This window comes from Pseudoalteromonas sp. AWH4_217 (assembly GCF_056161105.1).
In genome coordinates, this window is the sequence record NZ_JBSWYM010000002.1 from 226,701 (window position 1) to 246,229 (window position 19,529).

Consider the following 19,529-nt stretch of genomic DNA (forward strand, 5'->3'; position numbering starts at 1 on the left):
TACTTATACCTAAAGGAAATGAGTATGGAGCTTCATACTGAGATAGCCGGGCTGGCGGCACAATTGGGCACTATTCTAACGAATAACGCGATGACAATCACTACTGCAGAATCATGTACTGGTGGTGGCATTAGCTATGCGTTAACAGATACACCAGGGTCATCAGCTTATATAGAACGTTGCTTTGTTACTTACAGCAACGATGCAAAATCAGAGTTATTAGGCGTTGCACAGAAGACCCTGGCAGAGTTTGGCGCAGTCAGTGAGCAGACGGTTTATGAGATGGTGCAGGGCGCAGCCGCTGCGGCACAAGCAGATGTAGCGATTGCGGTATCCGGTATTGCTGGCCCTGGAGGAGGGTCATTGGAAAAACCTGTGGGTACTGTATGGTTTGGCTTCTATTTACAGGGAAAAGTACTGTGTGAACGGGGGAGTTTTAGCGGTAATAGAGCGGAAGTTAGAGAGCAGGTTATTGAATTTTCAATAAGAAAAATAATTTCTCTGCTAAATGCTTAAAATATGCTTGATACTGTAATTCTATACAGTATACTTGTCGTCAATACGCTAGATTGGAGAAGCAAATGAACGATAACAAACAAAAAGCGCTCGACGCTGCATTGTCTCAGATCGAGAGACAATTTGGTAAAGGCTCTATCATGAAACTAGGTGACAGCCAGGCGCTGGACATTGAAGCCGTTTCAACAGGCTCACTGGGATTGGACATTGCTTTGGGTATCGGCGGCTTGCCAACTGGTCGTATTGTAGAAATTTATGGTCCTGAATCATCAGGTAAAACAACGCTGACGCTGCAAGCTATTGCGGAAGCGCAAAAGCAAGGTAAAACGTGTGCGTTCGTGGATGCTGAGCACGCGCTGGATCCTGTCTATGCAGAGAAACTGGGTGTCAATGTAAACGATTTACTTGTGTCTCAGCCTGATACGGGTGAACAGGCTCTTGAGATCTGTGACATGCTGGTACGCTCAGGTGCGGTAGACGTGGTTGTAGTGGACTCTGTTGCAGCACTGACGCCAAAGGCTGAAATTGAAGGCGAGATGGGTGATACCCACGTAGGTTTGCAAGCACGTCTGATGTCTCAGGCTCTACGTAAACTGACGGCCAATATTAAGCGTTCAAATACGTTATGCATCTTTATCAACCAAATTCGTATGAAGATTGGTGTGATGTTTGGTAACCCGGAGACTACAACCGGTGGTAACGCGCTTAAGTTCTACGCTTCTGTGCGTTTGGATATTCGTCGTATCGGCTCTGTGAAAGAGGGCGATGAGGTTATCGGTAACGAAACCCGAGTTAAAGTTGTTAAGAACAAAGTTGCTCCGCCATTTAAGCAAGCTGAATTTATCATCATGTATGGTGAAGGTACCTCTAAGCAGGGTGAGCTGATTGATTTAGGCGTCAAGCATAAGCTGGTTGATAAAGCCGGTGCCTGGTTTAGCTATAATGGTAATAAGATTGGTCAGGGTAAAGCGAACTCGATTAAGTTCCTGAAAGAAAACACGGCAATTGCTGATGAAATCGAAGGCAAGTTACGTGAAATGTTACTTCTTCAGGCAACCATTAAGCCGGAAGAAGGTGAAGATCAAGGTCTGGCTGACACGCAAGATCTGGAGCTATAAAGACTACTAGCGTAGCGGAGCACTCAGCAGTTCATATGGGTGCTCCTTTTGCCATTGTTTAGTGTACTGCCGGCCGTTACGACTCCCCCCTTCGATGTGTCTGAATGCTTGTGTAGCGCTATTGAAAGGATATTCCCTCTCATTTCTGACCAAGTTATTCTTTTTCATATTGATGAACAGCGGCCTGAATCACTTCATCAAATCTTCAAAGCAGCCTTATTATCATAGAACGCCTTTCAACAAAGTAGATTTAACTTTTACCCACGTTGGCAGGCTGTCACGGTTGTACAGGCATGACAGATCGTATTGTGAAACGTATACAGTATGACTGATACTGCATTCTGCTAAGGCTATAGGCATACTGTTGTCCTTGCGTGTAGTCTCGTCTCGGTTGCTGTATCAACTTGCAAATCGCCATTGTGGCCGGCAATGCAAGCCTGTGCAGAGGCACGAGTATTGGACCTAAAATGTTCACCTTGTCATTCCAGCAAGCAGGGGTTGTATATAGGTTGGTGAAAATTATCCGATTTGGAATAGGTATGGATTACATGGGACCTGTACTCAAATTCTTTGTTCCACTTTGCAGCGTAATTCACAGGTTTAGCATGATTAATCTTCCAACTCATTTAATGTGGTAAATGGTATCGATGAGTTCGGAATATATCTAGTGATGATAGGATTTTGTCTGAGTATCGTTGCGATTTTCTCACATCCTTTTTAGCGACCACAATCGTACGAGTTGTACCAGTTTGAACGATTGAGAGTTCTATTCTGAGAAAAGAGAAGGCTGATGATGCGTCCATGCCGCTGAGACAATTAGATCGATAAAGAAGGGAATAAAACTGCGAGCTTGCCCTAAGGCATAGATTATAAAAAAGAAATTTTTTAGCCATACTTGCTGGCTCAAGTTGAACAAGCTTTGCATGAAATTGATATTATGGCAGAGATAATAAAAAAGCCGCGTAAACGCGGCTTTAATTCAGTTTACTCTAGTAATTAGCTACCGCCAGTACCAGTTATGGTCTGAACAGTACAAGTAACTGGAATATCAAGCGTTGCAGCTGTTGTGTTAGCTTCAATGGCCTGAGTGAACCAAGTGTTGTTGTTCGGGTTCTTATAACGAACTGTGTAAGCCGCCGAATCACCACTCTCCAGGCTTACTTCAAACTGACCTGAAGGGTAGAAAGTCTTAACGAAGCGACCACCGCGGAACAGCTGAGCGATAGTTGGTGTAGAGATAGGTGTTGGCTGCTCGTCTGCATTATTGCTTGCACACACAAACTGAGGTGTTAGTGGCTTAACAATGTTAGTAGCAGGCGCTGTAGTCAGCTGTAGAGTACCGCCATTAAGGTCACACAGGTTAGTGAATTGTACACCTGATGCTGCACCATCATCATCTAGGTTAAGCGTTGTTGTACCATCAGCAAGCGTGACACCATCCAGAATGTTCACACCGTCTTTCATCATTTTCAGTTTAACTGGGAATGAAGGTGGGTTTCTGAAAGTACCTTTTGCAAGATTGGTACGGTTGTATGCGCCAATCAATAGACGGTAGCTGTTAGCTTCAACCAGTACATCTGCATATACCTGGCTGTCATTGCCGTTTGAATCCTTGATGTCGAAGCTTAGGCGACGGTTAGTACACTTTTCAGCATCCAGGATGTAAGTGAAGAAATCCAGGTTCCAGTAAGACAGGTGGTTAACCGATACCGCTACGTTGTGTGTTGTTGCTTCTGCGTTTGCATCTGCTTTAACTACACCATAGCTTTCGAAAGACCACTTACCTGCATCTTCGTCGTAGCTCCACACAGGGAAGATGTCATTCACTGCGATTTGACGTGGTGCAACAGCTTGAGTACATACACCGTTTTTGAACATGCCTGCTTCAGCTGCCGCTTTAACTGCTGCTGCATCAGATGCGTCGCCGTCAAAAGTCATCGGACAGGTGTTTGACGTGTTTTTGTCAACTTTCATTGCAACTTTGATGTCACCATCAGCGAAGTTGTCAACTTTAGTGCCGTTGTCATCAACTAGCTCGATTGCAACAAAACCACCAGTAGCGAATGAACCTTCACGACTAGTTGTTTCGTCTTCAGAGACTGTCAGGCCAAGGCCGCCAGGGAAAGCATCAAGAGAAGACTCTTGTGTAGCAGCATCGTCAGCTTCAGAAGTTGAACGAGTCGCTTCGTTACCGAAGTAAGCAACAGTCAGAGTTGGAACTGATTCAAGCTCTTTATTATCTTTGTCACGGAACTTAGTACCGTTATTCAAAGTAACCGATACACCACCGGCTGCTTTGTTAGTGTTCTTAGCTGCGTCAAGATCTTTGGTTAGAGTGATGCTATCCGCACCTTCAAGAGCCAGACCGCCTGCAGCAGTATAGGACGTTGTTACACCATCGCCAGCAAGGTTAGCAAGTGTGCTTGTAGTCGCAATGATAGGTGCTGCGTTATCTGCTTGCTCAAGAGTGCGAGCGGTTAGACGAACCTGATCAGCAACGTCTGCATCTGTGCTTGTCAGTTCAACAGTACCTGAATTCGAAAGGAAGCCGTCAGCTGTGATCACGAAATCAAAAGACAGGCCGTCAGCAGGAATTGCATTTACAGTAAATGCAAATGAACCGCCTGTTGCTGCTTTATCTTCGTCTGTCAGTGCTTCGCCCGCAGTGTTCAGGATGCTCGCAGCGTTGTTGCCAGTGAATTTGATAGTAGCACTAACTTCGTCGCTCAGTGGCACACCTTTGGAGTCTGTAACTACGATTGAGAAAGAACCCGCTTGCTTTTCAACAACAATGTCGCCAGGTAAAACTGCAACTGTTTTGTCTTCCGGTGGCGGCTTGATATCAACGTTATTGTCATTGTCGCTAAAGCAGCCTGCTAAACTAACTGATAAACCCAATGCTAGGGCAAGTTTAGTTAGTTTGAATTGTTTGTTTCCCATGATTTTTACCTTTTCCTTTAAATCCAAGTAAACTGAGAGTAGTCACTAATGCCTTGCAGATGTAAGAGAGCCTTGCCCCGCATGCAAATTAGTGTTTAGAGGATAAGCCGACATTAATTTTTCGTCAAGTGAAGTGCTCGAACTTTATCCAAAATTTCACATAAAATAATAACCTACTGATGTACTTTTGAGTTATTACGCCATATGTGTTAATAATCCATTTTTCTGAAGAATAATGAACGATTAAATTTGTGCAAATGCGTCTATAAATGCTTGCAATTTAGTCAGGTCAACCGGCTTCAAGCCGTCTGGTGTTCTTACAATTAACCCTTTTTCAACAAGCTCAGTAACGACTCGACGGTATGCGCGCTCAGTTGTGGCGAACCGTTCAGCTTCAGCACTGACCGTTGAATAGGCACGTAACAATGCTGGATGATTGTTTTCGGCTCTGAGCAGACAATCTTTAGCAATATTGTAGCTTAATGGCAGTAACAATTTATCCAGGTTTATTTTTTGGTTCTCAGTGAATTTTGCTGCAATGGTTTGTGCGGTATACAGGCTCAATTCAGGCTGAGAAAGCAATAGTTGTCGCCAATGTTTGAGTTCAATCAAATTATATTGGACATCATTAAGACACGTTACAGTGTATATACAGGGTTGATTATTGAGCGCTTCAATTTCACCTATCAAAGTATTATTGCAGTCCAGCTGGCCAAGCAACAGGCGCCGACCATTACCGACATCGTAACTGAAAGACACCGTACCACTTCTCACCAGAATCAGCTTTGTGAGTGGCTCATCCTGATGGATTAGCACTTCTTTTTTTGTGTGCTGAAAACTGTTTCCTGCAAAACTGAGCAGCTGTTCCACCAAAGTGGTTGAAAAATGATATTGAAACATCTGGATGGCTCTTCGGACAATTGTCCTATTTATTAATTTGTTATGAAGATAGCATGACACTTATCGGTTTCACGCTAACTCACCCGATTGAGAGGCTAAGTGCTTTTCACCCCCGTTCCCGTGTTAGAGCTTATTTCAGGTCCTAATTTCTGTGGGGTTTAGTGAGTTAGCCTTTTTATTCGTGTAGCCTGTGCTGATGGCAACCGCGGTTGTTATTAACGCAGGCCGACGCCAGCTAAGCTGATATCATTATCCAGCATTCTGAGCCTTGGCGTCTACACTGAATAATGCTAACTCACTTGCGAGGAGAGAACAAATGACTTGGGAACTTTTAGGTTATGTTGCGTCTGCTTTTTTAGTCATTTCTCTGATGATGTCCAATGTGGTTAAATTACGTTGGTTCAACCTCGCAGGGTGTATATGTTTCACCATATATGGGGTGATGATCACGGCCTGGCCCGTTGCCTTAACCAATGGTTTGTTGGCACTGGTGAACATTTATCATCTGGCTAAGCTGCACAAGGCAGATAACAGTCCTCAGTCATAAAGAGCGAGCGCGGTTACACGACCGCGCTGTGTATTTATTTTATCATCATCAATTAATCTTTCGAATAACGTAACTGACCTGCAATCCAGGTTTGCATGACCTGAATATCTCTTATTTCCTGCTCCGGCACTTTAAAATAATCTTTGTCCAGTAAGATAAAATCAGCCCATTTCCCCTGCTCCAGACTGCCTAATTTGAATTCCTGAAAAGCAGCGTAAGCTGCATCGAGAGTGAATGCCTGCAAGGCTTGCTTACGGGTTAGTCGTTCGTGATTGCGCCAGCCTTGTTGTGGGTATTGTTGGGCATTCATACGGGTAACGGCTGCATGCAGACCATGGAAAGGATTAGCCAGTTCAACGGGAAAGTCTGACCCTGCTGCAACTTTACTACCTTGCTGCAAGAAAGTTTGCCACGCATAGGCACCTTGTAATTGCTCGTCGGTGAGCCTCTGCTCAGCCATGTGCATATCCGATGTTGCATGGACAGGCTGCATTGACGGAATAATGTCCAGTGCTTTGAAGCGGGGAATATCGCCCGGTTCAATGATCTGGGCATGCTCGATCCGATTCCTTAACAGTTTCCCGCCGGTTGTTTTAAAGACTTTCTCGTAGCTATCCAACACCAAACGGTTGGCTCGGTCACCTATTGCATGAGTATGTGCACTGAAACCATGCCTGACTGCCTGTGAAATAAGTTGTTCCAGGTGCTGGGGTTGCTCAAGCATCAGTCCCCGATATCCCTGACGGTCTTTATAATCTTTGAGCAGCGCAGCCCCACGGCTGCCTAATGCTCCATCTGCATAGATTTTGACACTGCGGATAGAAAGCATGTCACGTTTATCTTTGTAGACACCGGCTTGCAGCATACTATCCAGCTGCGGATCCGCTGCGCTGAGCATGGCATAGATGCGCAGTGGTAAGGTTTGGGATTCTGCGCGGCTTCGGTACAGCTTCCAGGTTTGTTTGCCTATGCCCGCATCGTGCGCACTGGTAATCCCCAGGCTGAGCAGATGTGCGCCGGCTTTATTCAGAGACTGACTTAAGTGTGCAGATGAAGTAGGGGGGATGTATTTTCTTATCAGGCTTTCAGCTTTATCGATAAATACACCAGTTGGGTTGCCTGAAGCGTGGCGAATGATCTCTCCGCCAGCGGGAGATTGACTCTGGGCGTCAATCCCGGCCAGCGCCATGGCTTGACTATTCACCCAGATTGCGTGTCCATCAACACGAGTAAGCACAACAGGTCTGTCTTTGACAAATCTATCCAGATCCTCAGCCGTTGGAAATGTACTGGGTGTCCAGCGAGTTTGATCCCAGCCTCGTCCCAGGATCCAGCCTTTGGGGTTTTCTTTGCTGAAAGCGGCTAATAATTTGCCGACTTCTTCGACTGAACCTGCTTCACGAATATCAAGTCGGGAGAGGTTATTTCCCAGTCCAATAACATGGCCATGCGCATCAATCAGACCGGGCAGTAAAGCCATTCCCTGTCCATTAAATTTACTGGCTTTTGGGTACTGGTTAGCCAGTTCTTTGTCGCCGGTTCTGACGACTTTACCATCTTTGATAACCAGGGTGGAAAAGGTGTTGATTTCTCCGCTTCGGGTTGGTGTGTAGCCGTTGACATTGTGTATCAGTGTGAACTGAGCCATGCTGATCCCACTGAACAAGAACAGTGCCAGGTAAATTAACCGGATCATGACAGGGTTTTCCTTGTGTTATTTTATTCGTTTATCCACCAATACCGTATTTTCTCTTAAAAAGACATCGAACTGAGACCAAAAAGTGACTGTGTTACTATAAAATGATGGCAAATACAGTTAATGGGGTCAGACATGCAGTTATTTATGGTGTACCTGGGCGGGCGGTTGAGTGGCTGTCATATTGAAATGCACGACATACGTTTTGTTGTTGGTGAGCGTATCGAAGAAACCTTTAGCGCCCTGAAGCAACAATGGGTTGGGGACAAGGACAAAGTACATATGGACAGCTATGTTGCCCTTCAGCATATCGATGGATATCAGGTGGATTTGGTCAGCGAACCGCCTGCACAACAGCCTAACCTTTATTTCGTTAATCTGGGTGGATATCAGCGCGACACTTTGGCAGAGCAGCATGCATTTGGGTTGTTTGTTGCACCTTCAGCACAGGCTGCAAAGGCACGTGCTTTAGACACTTTGCTGCCTCAGGTGGAATTGCGCCATAAAGATGATTTGTATGAGGTAGACGACTGTATGATGTTAGATCTCATTGATGGCCAGCACTATGTTCGTCTGACACCCAGTGGCCAGTCACAATCGCTTGCCCCACAATGGTTTGGTTATCACAAACTGTGACCGTCAAAGCCCCGTTATTCAGTCCTCTTTATCTGCTTTGATAGCGATTTTTATGGCGATAATGACGATGGCAAACATCAGAAAAGGCAGGGCCGCTAAGGCATACTCTGCGATGTGGCTATCTTGGTAGTTGGGCTGCAAAATAAAATGCCCACCAATACACAGTGCGATACTTATAAAGAGTAAAGGTAGCATTTTCAGTTCTTTATTTGGTTTGCTCATGGTGTCAGCCCCATTCAATACTTAATGTCACTGGCTTTTTAAACGAGTTAGCCTTACAACGCAAGCGATAGTGGGCCTTTCTTTGATCCAGCGCTTTTTAAGGTCACCGATTTTTTTTGCGTCCACCTTCGTGTTATAACAGGGCTCAATGCCTGTCATTTGTACAGTGAAGGAATGAGGAATGAAAAAAAGTAAGGTAGTAGTGATCAAGCTGGGTACCAGTGTATTAACAGCAGGTACCGATAAGCTAAACAAGCCGCGCATGGTCGATATCGTCACCCAGTGTATGGCACTAAAACAACAGGGGTATTTACCCGTGCTGGTGTCCAGTGGTGCAGTCGCAGCCGGAAGAGATGCTGTCGCACACAGTGTGGGTGTTTCGATTGCAGAGAAACAGATGCTGGCCGCCATTGGTCAGGGTCAGCTTATCCATCTGTGGCAGTCGTTGTTTTCCTTGTATGATCAGCCTGTGGCTCAGCTGTTGCTTACCCGCGCAGATGTTGAAGATCGGGAGCGGTACCTCAATGCTCGGGATACTATCACTCAGTTGTTAAAACATCAGGTGATCCCCATTGTGAACGAAAATGATGCCGTTGCCACATCTGAAATTAAAGTCGGTGATAATGACAACTTGTCAGCGCTCGTGGCTATTCTGGCCAACGCTGATAAGCTTATGCTGTTGACGGATCAGCCGGGTTTGTTCACCGCCGACCCTCGTAGCAACCCTACTGCCACGCTGATCTCGGAAGTCGAGTTTATCGACCAGTCTTTAATGGCATTAGCAGGAGGCGCGGGTAGCAAGCTGGGCACAGGTGGCATGTATACAAAACTCGAAGCTGCGCGTACAGCACAACGTGCCGGTATCGAGACCATTATTGCTAAAGGTGCTGAGCCGCAGGTAATCGAACAGGTAATGGCAGGCACGGCAGAAAGTACGACCTTTGTTCGCTTTGATGCGCCCCTGGAGGGACGTAAAAAATGGCTGCTTTCAGGTCCTAAATCAACGGGGTATATACAATGTGATCCCGGCGCGGTGGCGGCCATTTCGCACCAGGGGGCAAGCTTGCTGGCCAAAGGGGTAGTTGCTACCGGAGGAGAGTTTTCTCGCGGTGATGTGATAGAAATACGAGACCTGGATAGTCAGCTGGTAGCAAAAGGGTTAGTGGCATTTGATCATCAGGAAATGGATCAAATTAAACGCTTGCACAGCAGTGAGATCCCCTTGACACTGGGCTACCCTGCGTCCAACGTTGTTGTGCACCGCGATGACTTGGTGTTATTGGATGTGTATGCCGGTTCAGTTTAAGACTTCACCCTCCGCCTGCGTCAATTGCACAAGGTTCATTGCGCAGGCATGTTTGCAAGGGATTATTGAAAGCTGGTAAATAAACGCTAATCTTTAGAGTGAATCTGATCACCGGGCAACCACGTGACTACATCCACTTGCGGACACGAATACACCATCAGCTTATTGCAGCTCAAAGAAGAGCAGGCGTTGTATCAGCAGTTTTGTGACATTCTGGCATCTTTGCTGCCAGATTCGGCGCTGAGCTTTTTTATTCGGCCCAGTTTGTCGCGCAAAGAGTCCCTGAAGCTGGTTTATCAACAGCATGTGGAACAGGCGCTGGCATTAGAAGATATGCTGGAAAAAGCGCAGTTGTGCAGAGGCAAGCCCGCGTTGATCAGCAAATCCTACACCTGTATGCCTTTGCGACTTGACGACCAGGTTATTGGCTTACTTTGGGTCTACGAGGCGCTCACCCCAGCCAACTGTAACCTGACGGCACACCTGATGAATGTGTTTTTTCATCAGTGGCATACGTTGGCACTGGCCAGAATTGACCCTTTATCTCAGTTACTCAACAGGCAAACGTTCGATGAAAGAGTGCTTCAGATAGCATCAGGGCAGGGTTTTTTAAAGCCAAGGGAAGCACATAATGTGCGCAATTGGTATCTGGCGCTGTTTGATATCGACCACTTTAAGCGTGTGAATGACTCCTTCGGCCATGTCATTGGTGATGAAGTGATCTTGCTGACTGCACAATACCTCAAAGACAATTTTCGCGCGGAAGACTATGTCTTTCGTTACGGTGGAGAGGAGTTTGCCATTCTGTTTCAGGCACATTCAGATACAGAGGCGCTGTCATTGTTGGACAGGGTGCGCGATGTCGTAGGCCAGGCTACGTTTCCTCAGGTAAAGACTGTCACGCTGAGTGGAGGTTACACCGAAGTCACGGACGTGATGCAAGTCTCTGAGTTAGTTAACCAGGCAGACAGGGCGCTCTATCACGCCAAGCAGCATGGCCGGAATAAAGTTGTCTTTTTCGGTGCTCTGGGGCTTGAATCTGAACAGGTAGTAAGCTCAGATATCGAACTTTTTTAAGCCAATATGTACCAACTTATCTGGGAAGTTTGTGGTATTCTACGCGCCATGAAAATCCTGGAGTCTAACTATGAAATTAATCCGTATGCTGCTTGGCAGTCTGATCTTAGTGTTTGATTTTATCTTTACCCCGCGCAGTAAAAAACGCCCGGCAGATGCACAGGCGAAGTTGGATGCGCAAACTGCTAAGCTGAAGTTGTATCAGTTCAAGGGCTGCCCGTTTTGCGTCAAGGTACGCCGTGCCGCTAAGCGCGAAGGGCTGAAGCTGGAAACCCGTGATGCGATGAATAATCAGGTATATCGTCAGGAGCTGCAAGAGCAGGGCGGTAAAATTAAGGTGCCTTGTCTTCGCATTGAAGAACAAAACCAGGTGACCTGGTTGTATGAATCGAACGACATTGTGGCGTATTTGCAAAAGCTTGAACAGGCAGCTTAATCACCACATCCGGTAAACTGTGTTGCAATAGTTTGCCCGCACAAGGGGCTATGCTAGCATTAGCCCCATGACCTCATTAGACACAATTTAAGAGAAAAAACATGACTATCCGTACGCGTGTTGCCCCGTCACCGACGGGCGATCCCCACTTAGGCACGGCCTATATTGCGTTATTCAACTACTGTTTTGCCAAGCAGCAAGGCGGTGAATTCGTGCTGCGTATCGAAGATACCGATCAGCAAAGAAGTACCCCGGAATCAGAGCAGGCGATTATGGACAGCTTGCGCTGGTTGGGTCTTGAGTGGGATCACGGACCGGATGTGGGCGGTGAATTCGGCCCTTACCGTCAGTCTGAACGCAGCGATTTATATAAAAAGTATGCTCATCAGCTGGTGGAAGAAGGCAAGGCGTTCTACTGCTTCGCAACGGCGCAAGAGCTGGACGAAATGCGCGAGCAGCAAATGGCTGAAGGGTTACGCCCTAAGTATGACGGTCGTGGATTGAAGCTGAGTCAGGAAGAAATTCAGGCAAATCTGGATGCAGGTAAGCCTTACGTGATCCGTATGATGATCCCCGAAGAAGGCAGCTTTAAGTTTAACGACTACTTGCGCGGTGAGATTGAGATCCCGTGGGAAAACGTTGATATGCAAGTGCTGCTAAAAGCGGACGGGTTTCCGACGTATTTCCTGGCCAATGTGGTTGACGATCACCACATGCAGATCAGCCATATCTTCCGTGGTGAAGAGTGGATCAACTCAGCGCCTAAGCTGCTGAAGCTGTACGAAGACTTTGGCTGGCAGGCGCCAGTACTGGGCCACCTGCCACTGCTGCGTAACCCAGATAAGTCTAAGCTGTCTAAGCGTAAGAACCCAACTTCTATTAACTACTACAAAGAAATGGGTTACCTGCCTGAAGCCGTGCTGAACTACCTGGGCCGTATGGGTTGGTCTATGCCGGATGAGCGCGAGAAGTTTACTCTGGCCGAGATGATTGAACACTTCGACATGAAGCGTGTGTCTCTGGGTGGACCGGTATTTGATATCGATAAGCTGAGCTGGTTGAATGGTCTATGGATCCGTGAAGATCTAAGTGACGAGCAACTAATTGAACGCTTCGTTGACTGGAAACTGAATGGTCAGATGCTGGCGCGTGTGTTGCCTGAAGCCAAGACTCGCATTAACACTTTGTCAGATCTGGTAGGCCTTGCCGGTCACTTTGTGGGTGGAATTCCTGAGTATGATCCTGCGCTACTGACCGCTGGTAAGGCGGAGGAAGAAACGGTACGTCAGGCACTGCAATTTTTCATCTGGGAGCTGGATAAGCTGCGTCAGTGGAACAAGAGTGAAGTCTTTGCGGTGGCTAAATCGGTGGCGACTTTCCATGAGCTGAAGATCAAAGACTTCCTGGAACCAATTTTCGTTGCTATTACTGGCAAAACCTCATCGACTTCAGTGGTTGATGCCATGGAAATTCTTGGTTCAGACTTGTCGCGTGCGCGTTTACGTGTGGCACTGAACCACCTGGGTGTGTCTAAGAAACAAGCTAAGAAGCTTGAGAAAGCATACCGCGAATACCCCAGCATCGGGTAATGGGGTCCTGCCTCATATTAACCCCATAATGTCGGGGCTTAATGATGTGCATGGAAAAAAAGGCTGAACTCTGGTTCAGCCTTTTTTATTGCCTAATTATCACTGAGCTGGCTACTTAAAAAGGTATCCAGCAGTGCCTTAAGCTGTTGCAGATCTGCCATTGGCATATTGGTCTGTGCCAGCATCTGCTGGGGAATACAGCTACAGACGGCCTCCAGTGCTTTACCTGCATCGGTCAGATAGATATGGCACTGGCGTTCATCACGTTCAGAGCGCACCCGTGTCACCAACTCCTGTTGTGCCAGTCGTTTGAGCAATGGGGTGAGCGTGTTGCTGTTCAGCTGTGCTCGCTTGCCTATCTCTCCTACTAATAACCCGTCCTGTTGCCACAGGATCATCAGGACTATGTACTGTGGATAGGTGAGGCCATGGGCTTTCAACAAGGGTTGATAGAGCCGTGTGACCTGACGTGATGCGGCATACAAGCTAAAACATAGTTGGTTGTCCAGACGCAATTGCGTCGGCTGTTCTTTCATTTTATGCACTTAATGCTTTTTCAATATCTTTGCTTATTTTCTCAGGTTTTGTGGTTGGCGCATAGCGTGCCAATGGCTGACCGTCTTTACCCAGCAAAAACTTGGTGAAGTTCCACTTGATTTTGTTACCGAACAAACCGGGCAGAGCGTCTTTCAGGTAGCCATACAATGGGTGGGCATTGTCTCCATTGACCTCAATTTTCTCCATCATCTGAAAATCAACCCCGTAGTTTATCAGACAGCCCTGTTGTATCTCAGTAGCACTGCCAGGTTCCTGTTGACCAAACTGGTTACAGGGAAAGCCTATAATGGTAAGGCCCTGCGACCCGTACTGCTCATGCAGCGCCTGAAGCCCTTCGTACTGAGGTGTCAGTCCACACTGGCTGGCGGTATTAACAACCAACACAACCTTGCCTTGCAATGAGCTAAATTCAAAGGGCTGTCCTTGCAATGTATTAGCACTGAACTCGTATAGTTTGTTCATTTTAAATCTCTTGTGACTATATCGTGTACGATTTAATTTAGTATAACACTGCGAATAGATCAAGTTTTATCCGGCCGGATTTCCTTAGTCAATCGATGTATTAAAGCGATCTAACAGAAAATCAATGAGTAAGCGCACTCGATACGGCATCAAATCTTTACGAGGGTAAACCAGCCAGGAGGCATTGTCCGTGACCTGAAACTCATCCAGCAGGGTGAGCAGCGCGCCCGAAGCAAGATGCGGTTCAACAATATCGCGCGCCAGGTGTGAAATGCCAAGACCTTGCAGGCAGGCCTGTAACAGCGCGTGCGGGTGATTGGTCCGCCAGTTCCCGCTGACTTTGACTTCCTCAATGTTGTCGTCGATGGTAAAGCGCCAGCGGTTATTAGCTGCCAGCAGGCAGTTGTGCTGACTCAGCTCGTGGGGGTGTGTGGGTGCCGGGTGTTGATTAAGATAGTCAGAGCTGGCAACCAAAGTCATGGGTCTGGGGGTGAGTTTTCGGGCTATCAGACTGGAGTCGCGCATTCGGCCAAAGCGAATGGCCAGGTCAAAGCCATCCTCAACCAAATCGACATTGCGGTTATTAAAATCAATTTCTACGGTGACTTCCGGATATTGAAGACAAAACTCTGCTATCACCGGGGCAACGCTGTTGGCCACAAAATCTCCGGCACCGGTAATACGTATGTGCCCTTTGGGGATCTGTTGGCCACCGAGCAGCTGATCATTGGCTTCGCTAAGCTCCTGCTGGATCAGCTTGAGCCTGGCGGCATAGTGCTTGCCCGCATCGGTTAGGTTAATACTGCGTGTTGTGCGTTGCAGTAATAAGGTGCCCAGTCGTTGTTCCAGCTGCTGGATCTGACGACTGACATGAGAGGTTGATACATCCAGCGCCAGCGCGGCCCGGCTAAAGCTGCCATGTTCTACAACGGCGAGAAAGATATCCAGACCCTGCCACATTTTTATCTCTCCAGTGCAAGTAATGGCAATATAATATTTGCATTGTTGCTGTATGGCAAAATTAATTTGCCAGCCAACTAATGATCCTCACCCGCAGGCAGGCTAGACTGAAGGTCGTTTAATATCGAGTCACAAATTAACAGGAACAGAGCATGTTGAATTTCAGTTTTCACAATCCAACGCAGATCCTATTCGGAGAAGGTCAGATAGGGGCAATGTCCGACAGTATTCCAGCGGATGCCAAAGTATTAGTCATCTATGGCGGCGGCAGTATTAAAAGTAACGGGATTTACCAGCAGGTGAGTGAGGCACTGGCCAACCACAACTGGGGCGAGTTCAGTGGCATTGAGCCAAATCCCAGCTATCAGACCTGCATGCAGGCGGTGGAGTTGATCCGTCAGGAAGGCTATACCTATTTGCTGGCTGTGGGCGGTGGCTCGGTCATTGATGGTAGCAAGTTCATTGCTGCGGCGGCTGAGTTTGATGGTGAGCCATGGGATATTCTTGCCAAAGGCGCTGAAATAAAGTCTGCACTGGATTTGGGTGTTGTATTAACCCTGCCTGCAACTGGCTCGGAGTCGAACAGCTTCAGTGTGGTCTCTAACAAAGAAACTAATGACAAACTGCCATTTGCGTCGCCAAAGGTGCAGCCCAAGTTTGCGGTATTGGACCCTCAGGTCATGGCCTCACTGCCTGAGCGCCAGCTTATCAATGGCGTGGTCGACCCGTTTGTCCATGTCATGGAGCAATACCTGACTTACCCCATTGATGCAAAAGTACAAGACCGGTTTGCCGAAGGCCTGTTGCTGACTTTAATGGAAGAGGGGCCTAAGTTGTTCTCTGAGCAAGTGGATTATAAAGTCCGTGCCAATGTAATGTGGTCAGCAACCATGGCGCTTAATGGCCTGATCGGTTCAGGCGTGCCGCAGGACTGGGGTACACATATGATTGGTCATGAACTGACTGCGGTTTACGGCTTAGATCATGCTCAGACACTGGCGGTTGTGTTACCACGCATGATGCATGAACAGCGCGATGCTAAGCGCGGCAAACTGCTGCAATACGCCGAGCGTGTCATGGGGTTAGAAATCGGCGATGAAGATCAGGCCATTGACCAGGCCATTGAGAAAACAGAAGCCTTTTTCCAGTCTCTGGGCATGAAAACCCGCTTGAGTGACTATGGTGTAGGCGCAGATGCAGCCGATAAAATCGTGGCACAGCTTGAACGTCACGGCATGGTTGCCCTGGGTGAACATCAGCAGGTTGACCTGGCGAAATCACGCGCCATCTTGCAAGCGTGCCTGTAAGGTTAATCTCACAGTTTGGGGCGGTGAGCGCAAATCATCGCCCTGTCTTCACGTATTTTACCTGCCTGTGATACTCTGCGAAGGTTAAAAGCAAAATCACTCGGGGTAGTAAAATGGCAACTAAAGTTTGGGATGGATTCATACGTGGCTTTCACTGGTTACTGGTCATCGGTATCGCTGTGCTGTATTTCAGCGGCGAGGAAGGTTGGCTGGAGATCCACTTTGTAACCGGATATGTGTTACTGGCGCTCATGGCAACACGTTTGATCTGGGGGATCATCGGTAGTCAGACGGCAAAACTCAGTAGCTTATTCCATTCACCTAAAGCGATTTTGGCTTCGTTAAAAGCGTCAGCGTCCTATGTTGGTCATAACCCGGCTGGCAGCCTGATGGTACTTGCCTTTTTTGTCTTAATCAGTGTGCAGCTCATTTCTGGTTTGTTTACAACGGATGATATTTTGGTCGAAGGACCGCTGGTGGCGCATGTCCCTTATAGCTGGGCCGAGCTTGCCGGAGATATTCATCATACCAATATCGATATTTTATTAATTGCCATTGCCGTCCACATTAGTGCGATTGTGATTTACCGATTGAGAGGCAAGAATCTGGTTAAGCCATTGTTGACGGGCAAAACAGCAGAGCCTGTATCATCTGCTCCTGCTATGCGCAGCGGGCTGATTGCCTATGTAATTTTTGTCGCGCTGAGCGCGGTGTTGTTGTTCACATGGGGCTATGAGCCACTGATGGCTTTATTTTAATTTAGTTAAGTTACTGCAAAGGCTAAACTTTTAATAACTTAAAGCGTCCTTTTCAGGAAAGTTAAACAGATATGACCTCTCAGAGTCATAATTCTGCTAACATAGCGCGGTTTTAAAGCAATACAGAAGTGAATTATGCTAACTCCTTATTACCAGCAAGAAATGGATAGCGTGGCGATTAGCCGCGAGCAGGCCAGCCAGTTTGCTAAACAGGTGGCGGATGACTTTAACCCTTTGCACGATGTCGATGCTAAGAAATTCTGTGTACCGGGTGACTTGCTGTTCTCGTTAGTGCTTGAACGCTACGGTGTAAGTGAGAATATGCACTTTGACTTTGTGGGCATGGTGGATGAAACCAGTCGCCTGCAATTTCCACCACTGAGCGATGCCTTTGATATCACCTCAGAGGATAAGGTCATGCTGTCTGTAAAGCGAGATGGTGAGCGCAAGCAATGCGAAAGTTTGACCTCTAGCCTGATCAGAAACTACGTCGAGTTCTCTGGAACCACCTTTCCTCATGTGATTATTCCACTGATGGCAAAGCAGGATGTGATGATTAACCCGGCTCGTCCCATGGTGATCTATGAATCTATGTCCATCCACCTGGACAGACTGGATATTGAAGAAGTTTCACTTCAGCCAGCAGAGCCTGAGTTTACCTTTGAAGGCAAGCGCGGAAAAATTGTACTGCGATTCAACCTGTTCCATGGTGATGAGCAAGTTGGCCAGGGCGAGAAACATATGGTGGTTGCAGGCGTGCGTGAATATTGTCAGGAAGCCGTAGATAAGCTGATTGAGTATTACAACGAGCGTAAAGCGACCTTATAAGCTCGCTCGACAAGGCACAAACAAAATAAAAAGCCCGCTGCTGCGGGCTTTTTGCTACGGGAGTTTATACCAATTTCACTTAATACCTGTTCAATTTGAAGGAGCAAATATGGCGCTAACGGCGTTGAAAACTTCTTATTTAGAACCTTTACCTAAGGTATAAGTTCGCAAATTTTCGCCTGGTTATCGACCCTATTTTCTCGCCTCAAAATAGAACACTTAATTAAGCAAATTGGTATTAAAAAACATATTTCACGGAGAATTGCAGTCGGTCCAGATCCCCTTTAGCACCGCTTTCGGTTTCTCGGGTTGCGACCTTATATTCTGCGCCAAAAGTCAGTTTCTTCACTGGCGAGTAAAGAATGTTTGCGCTATAGCTGGTGGTAGACTCTGTAGGATCTACGGTGACGCCTAAGAGATCTTTGTCATTGTCTGCTGAGAAGAACGAATAAAGGAAGGTAGAGCGCCATTGTGGATTCCAGTAATGCTGGTATGCAACAAAGCCTGACGTCGAGTCAATCGCGTGTAACGCTTGGCCATCATAGACTGCACCGTGTGCCGCATTGAGACCCACATAACGACCTAACCCCTGACCCTGAGTCAGCATAAATTTAAGGTTATTCTTACCAAAGTTGACCCGACCGGACGCACTGATGCCGAAAGAGGTTTCGCTTTCATCAGCCGTCGCAACTTTATAGGTCAGCTCACGGCCTAACGCGGCGACCACCAGATGACCCCAGTCCGCTTTATAGGTATAACGGGCGGTAAAGTCGGGCATACTGGCATCATCGGTAACAACACGGGCTCCGCCTTCCGAGGTGATGGTGCTTTCCGGGTTTTCTGCCGAGAAGGACCAGTTACCAATTGTGTACTTAGCCATGGCCTGGCGCACGAACACAGTACCATCAGCCGGACCGACAAAGTCCAGAGTTTCAGGTAATGCACCGACGTTTTGGAAGTTGGACCAGGCCTGACCAAACAACCAGCCTTTATAGGTTACATAGGCTTGGCGGATCCGAGGGGAGTATGAGTTCGTCACCCGTTCGTTACCGCCCGTAGAAGCGATAAAGTCCAGCTCTATTTTGGTTTGAATACTGCTGCCGTCATCCAGCTTAGTATCCGTTGCAAAGTTAAATCGAGACTGGCGAGCATGCATATCAAATACTGCATCTTTGGTCTCGCCACCACTGACCGGTGTTGTACCGGGGATATAGAAGTCTCGGCCAATGTGCTGAGAAGGCAAGCTACCATCAGAAAAGTCGCTCCAGATGGCATCCAGTTTTATGTATCCACCATATTTTACTTCGGTACTACCCAGTTCTGCTGCGTTGACACTGGAAACGAACAGGCCGCTTAGTAGTGCACTTTGCACAGCCAGAGCGCTGAGCGTTAAATGATTTTTTTTTGCTGTTGTCATAGTTGAATTCCTGTTTGCATTGCTCCGGGTTGCGCAGACATGCCCCGGCGGAGATCAGCGAATGTGCCTCTTACCCTTCAATGTTGTTGATGGCGGCTTTTTACTCAATTAACCTTTGGTCTATACGACTAAGGTGGGATGTGGATGGAGGGGGTGTATGGATTGCGGTACTTGTACTGGCAGCACACCTTGAGAAGGAGCACTCTTATCTACTATGTTTGCAATATGGGTGCAAGTACAACTAAGGTCTAATACT

The 19,529-nt window shown here is 47.3% G+C and carries 19 protein-coding genes; 11 read left to right on the forward strand and 8 right to left on the reverse strand.

Annotation, left to right across the window (positions count from 1 at the left end; genetic code table 11):
• Positions 1-24: 24 nt before the first annotated feature.
• The gene (locus tag ACXAH1_RS02755; protein WP_475193560.1) at positions 25-516 is read left to right on the forward strand and encodes a CinA family protein; all 492 of its coding nucleotides are present in this window, start codon (positions 25-27) and stop codon (positions 514-516) included.
• Between the two features lie 65 nt (positions 517-581).
• Entirely contained in the window at positions 582-1,634 is a 1,053-nt protein-coding gene (gene recA / locus ACXAH1_RS02760; RefSeq protein WP_138551513.1) for a recombinase RecA, read from the forward strand.
• 996 nt (positions 1,635-2,630) lie between these two features.
• Here the strand turns inward: recA and ACXAH1_RS02765 are convergent.
• Both ACXAH1_RS02765 and ACXAH1_RS02770 read right to left on the reverse strand, forming a co-directional pair.
• Positions 2,631-4,574, reverse strand: a complete 1,944-nt coding sequence (locus ACXAH1_RS02765) for a hypothetical protein (protein ID WP_475193563.1) — start codon at positions 4,572-4,574, stop codon at positions 2,631-2,633.
• Positions 4,575-4,817: 243 nt separating this feature from the next.
• Positions 4,818-5,474, reverse strand: a complete 657-nt coding sequence (locus ACXAH1_RS02770) for a Crp/Fnr family transcriptional regulator (RefSeq protein WP_475193564.1) — start codon at positions 5,472-5,474, stop codon at positions 4,818-4,820.
• A 316-nt stretch (positions 5,475-5,790) separates the two neighbouring features.
• Between ACXAH1_RS02770 and ACXAH1_RS02775 the strand changes: the two genes are divergently transcribed.
• Complete coding sequence (locus ACXAH1_RS02775; RefSeq protein ID WP_253045899.1) at positions 5,791-6,021, forward strand: YgjV family protein; 231 nt, start codon at positions 5,791-5,793, stop codon at positions 6,019-6,021.
• Between the two features lie 52 nt (positions 6,022-6,073).
• On the opposite strand, the gene ACXAH1_RS02780 is transcribed toward ACXAH1_RS02775, so the two are convergent.
• Positions 6,074-7,717: an amidohydrolase gene (locus tag ACXAH1_RS02780; protein ID WP_475193567.1), complete on the reverse strand. Its 1,644-nt coding sequence runs from the start codon at positions 7,715-7,717 to the stop codon at positions 6,074-6,076.
• Positions 7,718-7,852: 135 nt separating this feature from the next.
• Between ACXAH1_RS02780 and ACXAH1_RS02785 the strand changes: the two genes are divergently transcribed.
• Complete coding sequence (locus tag ACXAH1_RS02785; RefSeq protein WP_253045904.1) at positions 7,853-8,353, forward strand: DUF1543 domain-containing protein; 501 nt, start codon at positions 7,853-7,855, stop codon at positions 8,351-8,353.
• 18 nt (positions 8,354-8,371) lie between these two features.
• On the opposite strand, the gene ACXAH1_RS02790 is transcribed toward ACXAH1_RS02785, so the two are convergent.
• A complete protein-coding gene (locus tag ACXAH1_RS02790; protein WP_253045907.1) occupies positions 8,372-8,575 on the reverse strand; it encodes a hypothetical protein in 204 nt (67 codons plus the stop codon).
• A 181-nt stretch (positions 8,576-8,756) separates the two neighbouring features.
• Here ACXAH1_RS02790 and proB point away from each other — a divergent pair, with 181 nt between their 5' ends.
• The 4 genes from proB to gltX all read left to right on the forward strand — a co-directional run bounded on the left by proB (position 8,757) and on the right by gltX (position 12,983).
• On the forward strand, positions 8,757-9,881 hold the full coding sequence (proB, locus tag ACXAH1_RS02795) for a glutamate 5-kinase (RefSeq protein ID WP_475193570.1): 1,125 nt from the start codon (positions 8,757-8,759) through the stop codon (positions 9,879-9,881).
• Between the two features lie 123 nt (positions 9,882-10,004).
• Positions 10,005-10,958: a GGDEF domain-containing protein gene (locus ACXAH1_RS02800; protein ID WP_475193572.1), complete on the forward strand. Its 954-nt coding sequence runs from the start codon at positions 10,005-10,007 to the stop codon at positions 10,956-10,958.
• Between the two features lie 70 nt (positions 10,959-11,028).
• Complete coding sequence (locus tag ACXAH1_RS02805; RefSeq protein WP_046005045.1) at positions 11,029-11,394, forward strand: glutaredoxin family protein; 366 nt, start codon at positions 11,029-11,031, stop codon at positions 11,392-11,394.
• Positions 11,395-11,495: 101 nt separating this feature from the next.
• Positions 11,496-12,983, forward strand: a complete 1,488-nt coding sequence (gene gltX, locus ACXAH1_RS02810; protein WP_046005044.1) for a glutamate--tRNA ligase — start codon at positions 11,496-11,498, stop codon at positions 12,981-12,983.
• Positions 12,984-13,075: 92 nt separating this feature from the next.
• Here gltX and ACXAH1_RS02815 read toward each other — a convergent pair whose 3' ends face one another.
• From ACXAH1_RS02815 to ACXAH1_RS02825, 3 genes are all read right to left on the reverse strand, one after another.
• Complete coding sequence (locus tag ACXAH1_RS02815) at positions 13,076-13,519, reverse strand: MarR family winged helix-turn-helix transcriptional regulator (protein WP_475193575.1); 444 nt, start codon at positions 13,517-13,519, stop codon at positions 13,076-13,078.
• 1 nt (position 13,520) lies between these two features.
• Positions 13,521-14,003 carry a glutathione peroxidase gene (locus ACXAH1_RS02820; RefSeq protein ID WP_475193578.1) on the reverse strand — a complete coding sequence of 161 codons (483 nt, stop codon included), beginning with the start codon at positions 14,001-14,003 and terminating at the stop codon, positions 13,521-13,523.
• An 84-nt stretch (positions 14,004-14,087) separates the two neighbouring features.
• Positions 14,088-14,963: a LysR family transcriptional regulator gene (locus tag ACXAH1_RS02825; RefSeq protein WP_475193581.1), complete on the reverse strand. Its 876-nt coding sequence runs from the start codon at positions 14,961-14,963 to the stop codon at positions 14,088-14,090.
• A gap of 152 nt (positions 14,964-15,115) precedes the next feature.
• On the opposite strand from ACXAH1_RS02825, the gene ACXAH1_RS02830 reads away from it, so the two are divergent.
• The 3 genes from ACXAH1_RS02830 (at position 15,116) to ACXAH1_RS02840 (ending at position 17,856) form a co-directional block, all read left to right on the forward strand.
• Complete coding sequence (locus ACXAH1_RS02830) at positions 15,116-16,270, forward strand: iron-containing alcohol dehydrogenase (protein ID WP_475193582.1); 1,155 nt, start codon at positions 15,116-15,118, stop codon at positions 16,268-16,270.
• Between the two features lie 113 nt (positions 16,271-16,383).
• Entirely contained in the window at positions 16,384-17,028 is a 645-nt protein-coding gene (locus tag ACXAH1_RS02835) for a cytochrome b/b6 domain-containing protein (protein WP_475193585.1), read from the forward strand.
• A gap of 135 nt (positions 17,029-17,163) precedes the next feature.
• Positions 17,164-17,856 (forward strand): DUF3581 family protein, encoded by a 693-nt coding sequence (locus tag ACXAH1_RS02840; protein ID WP_054014443.1) that lies wholly within the window; start codon positions 17,164-17,166, stop codon positions 17,854-17,856.
• A 238-nt stretch (positions 17,857-18,094) separates the two neighbouring features.
• On the opposite strand, the gene ACXAH1_RS02845 is transcribed toward ACXAH1_RS02840, so the two are convergent.
• Positions 18,095-19,273: a DcaP family trimeric outer membrane transporter gene (locus ACXAH1_RS02845; RefSeq protein WP_475193586.1), complete on the reverse strand. Its 1,179-nt coding sequence runs from the start codon at positions 19,271-19,273 to the stop codon at positions 18,095-18,097.
• Positions 19,274-19,529: the final 256 nt, after the last annotated feature.